The 2,450-nt window shown below is 46.1% G+C and carries 2 protein-coding genes and 1 pseudogene; all 3 read left to right on the top strand.

What is annotated here, in order from left to right:
* Nucleotides 1–506 (top strand): DUF1641 domain-containing protein (locus tag ACP5J3_RS13185; protein WP_428496108.1); only part of this gene is annotated, 506 nt, incomplete at its 5' end.
* 87 nt (nucleotides 507–593) lie between these two features.
* The gene (gene dsrA, locus ACP5J3_RS13190) at nucleotides 594–1,832 is read left to right on the top strand and encodes a dissimilatory-type sulfite reductase subunit alpha (protein WP_428496109.1); all 1,239 of its coding nucleotides are present in this window, start codon (nucleotides 594–596) and stop codon (nucleotides 1,830–1,832) included.
* Nucleotides 1,829–2,450, top strand: a pseudogene (locus ACP5J3_RS13195) (dissimilatory-type sulfite reductase subunit beta); the annotation flags it as partial. The gene dsrA and the pseudogene ACP5J3_RS13195, both read left to right, overlap by 4 nt.

The following is a 2,450-nucleotide window of genomic DNA, read 5'->3' on the forward strand; positions in this document are numbered from 1 at the left end:
AGAGGGTTAATATGACAGAAACGCAGGTGAAAGAGTATCTGTCCGAGGAGATCCGGCGCAAGTGGCTTGCCGTAGACAGGATAGTAGCTACGCCCTCAGGAAAATCCATGCCTACAGTGCCTAGAGAGGTTGTCGAGCAACAACTATGGGGAGCCGCTGAATATCTAGTGAGATCTGGCGTATTAGATCACGTAGTAGAGCTTCTCGCCACTATTGCTATGTTACATGATGTAGTTACTGACAGAATGGTAGATGAACTTGCCAAAAATGTAATAAGACCCCTCGGCCTTTTGATTGACGGTTTGACAAGAACATCGCTAGTAGAGGTAATCGGCAGAGCATTAGCAGATCCAGAGTTAGAAAAAGCACTTGTTGAAGCTAAGGAAGACAAGAAAATATCTATACGTACACTTATATCTCTTCTAAATGATGCCGAGGTAAGGAGGGGGCTTTACATAACACTGGTTTTACTAAAGGCGCTGGGCAAATCCGCTAAAGAAATATAGGTTATCACAACCTTTCTACTATTCTCTACAGATCTATTTCTTAATTACGAGTAACAAGTCTTTTTAGGAATTTAGTTAAGATTTCTCATGGCAGCTCCACCCGGATTACCACCGCCGGAAAAGCTTCTAGAAAAAGCCGACGAATACCTGGCTGAACTTGAAAAAGGGCCATGGCCCAGTCACGTAAGCGAGTTGAAAAAGACCGGTTATCCGGTGCGGGTATACGGTGTGGGTCTAGTGGCTAGGAAAAGCCCTTGGGGCCCCAGTGCCGTTAAGGCAAAACGTCTTACAGGCGTCTTGGCCAGAATTGCCAGAGACTGGGTCCCGGGAGGTGGGGAGGAGGTTCACTTCAGAGTATTCCACACACCCGGGAAATTTCTACCTACAGATTACCTTAGGAAGATTATCCAAATATCCAGGGAATATGGCGTCGGTTTAATTGAAGCTGTGGGGCAAACTGGTGCTATGGTTATCAATCTAAAGAGCAAAGACGTGGGAGATAAGATGATTGATGCGCTTAGAGAGATAGGGACAGACGTCGGCGGGAGCGGCGACGCGATTAGAGAAATAACTGGATGTGTAGGTCCTGCGCTGTGCGAATTCGCACTTTATGATACACTAAATTGGTTAGTTGCGTTTAGAAAAGACAAGCGTGTGCATGATGCCACCGCTGTTCCAGGCTTTCCGTATAAATTCAAGATAAAGTTCTCAGGCTGTCCAATGGATTGTGCTAGAGCAAATAGAGCAGATATCGGATTTATAGGTGTTTGGAAAGGCGCGCCCGAGGTAGATCAAGAACTATTAAGGAAGAAGATTGAGAACGGCGAGGTAGATCCAGAGAAACTTGTGGCGAACTGTCCAAGCGGCGCAATCAGCTGGGATCCTGTTAAGAAAGAGCTCAAGATAGATGGGACGCGGTGTAAAAAATCGATGCACTGCATTAGGGCGGCGTTCCCCGCTATTAAGCCAGGTAAAGAAAGGAGAGTAGCAGTAGTAGTCGGTGGGGGTAGTAAGGGTCGTTACGGCCCCAAACTCGGCTGGTTTATTGGATTCTTAAAACCTGATGAGGTTGATAAGGCAATAGATGTCACATTTAAAGTAATTAAGCCGTGGGACGAGGAGGCGCAGGCAAAGTATAGACTTGGGGATTATATTCTCATGGAGGGATTATACAGATTTATAGAAAAAGCTGGTATTAGCTTAGAAGATACGCCGAAATACGTCGAGAAACTGCCAGATAATGTGCCCTATAGAGTATTGCCAGAGGAAGAGCGTAAGAAATTTGCAGAATTTGCCGAAAAAGTTAAGCAGTTGGTGAGGGTATGAGCATAGAGCTGAAATACCCAACTGAAGTCGAGAGATTCCTTCCTGAAATAATAAAACGTAATTACGGCAAATGGAAAGAGAGGAAGTTCCACGGATCCGGAATTATTGAACATATCTCAGAAACGGGCGAAAGAGTATTTACAATAAAAGTGGCGTTGCCCCCAAATGCGAGGATAAGCGCAGATACGTTAGAAAAATTTGCAGATATTGCAGATAAATATGGCGTGGGCGCATTAAGAATAACAGTAGCTGGCAACGTTGAATTCATCACTGATAGTTTAGAAAAGGCCCAAAAGATAAAGGAAGAGGTGGAGAAAATGGGGTTCCCCGTAGGCGGCTGGAGGGGTGCCATGTGGGGCATAAACACATGTACCGCATTTCTAACATGTCAGATAGCAGTGGTAGACGCTCCGAGTATAGGGAAAGCGCTTGGAGACGCCTTAAAGCCTTACTTTACAGGCGAGATACCGTTACCAGCCAAGCTAAGGATATTCATCTCCGGCTGTCCCTCTGGGTGTGCCGGCGGCACCGCCACCGATATCGCAATTGTGGGGATGTGGGGAGCCCCGCCCAAAATAAGAGAAGAAGTCTTACCATTATGTATGCCGCCGCCTAAGG

Source organism: Pyrobaculum sp. (assembly GCF_049971835.1).
Classification (GTDB): domain Archaea; phylum Thermoproteota; class Thermoprotei; order Thermoproteales; family Thermoproteaceae; genus Pyrobaculum.